General features: G+C 36.6%; 1 protein-coding gene. It reads left to right on the plus strand.

Going from position 1 to position 806, the window contains the following annotated elements; genetic code table 11:
- Window positions 1–297: 297 nt before the first annotated feature.
- The gene (locus tag E1171_RS00570) at window positions 298–645 is read left to right on the plus strand and encodes a hypothetical protein (protein WP_155203071.1); all 348 of its coding nucleotides are present in this window, start codon (window positions 298–300) and stop codon (window positions 643–645) included.
- Window positions 646–806: the final 161 nt, after the last annotated feature.

Genomic DNA, 806 nt, shown 5'->3' on the forward strand with positions numbered 1-806 from the left:
TGTGGTATATCTACATTATATCAATTACTTTTACCTAGACAGAAAGTGGAAGTAATTCCTTAAGAGAAAAACAATCTTCTTCCTTTTTTGAAAATTCCTTACGCCTCCCATCCTAATAACCATGATTTCCTGGTTGATTCTCTCTCCAAGCTTTCCTAACTTCTATTAGGGTATTTCCCTTTGTTTCCCTTCTTATTATGATCCCCTCTTTCGTTTCCGATGCCAAAAATCTTCCTGTCCCTAATCCTGTTTCTAAGCTCCACTATTGTTTTTTCTCAAAAAATTGAAGTTGAGAGAATGAAAGACAAATTTTCTCAGTCCCATGTTTTCTACAACCTTCCTGACTCAAAAGGACAATTATTTGATGTCCTGATAGGGCGCTATTGGCATGACCGGGATCAATATTTTGTCTGTATTTATACCACCGACACAAAAACCGTGGAAGAACTAATTTTGAATTACAAAGGGATAAGAAAAATAGAGGGAGTGGAATATCACATTTACAAACATATCTATAGAAACATCGAGGTTCTATCTGAAAAAGGCCTTTCGGAAATGGCTTTTAGGGGCCGTCCTAATTCTTTTTCCATTCATTTTCTTACTAGCGGGGAAAGGTTGGGTTTTCCTCTTGCTACCCAGGATTAAGCCTTCGATCTTTCTAGGAAGAGGGACACATTGGATTTAACTATTCTACTTTAAAAACTCTTTGATTAAAATTTGGCAGCAATTTCAAGTCGCAGCCATACATATGAAGGTGAAATGTAGGTTGAAATCCAACCACTTCTGTTGAATGGATATCATTTTCA

It is taken from the genome of Xanthovirga aplysinae, from assembly GCF_009711365.1.
GTDB classification, from domain to species: Bacteria; Bacteroidota; Bacteroidia; order Cytophagales; family Cyclobacteriaceae; genus Xanthovirga; species Xanthovirga aplysinae.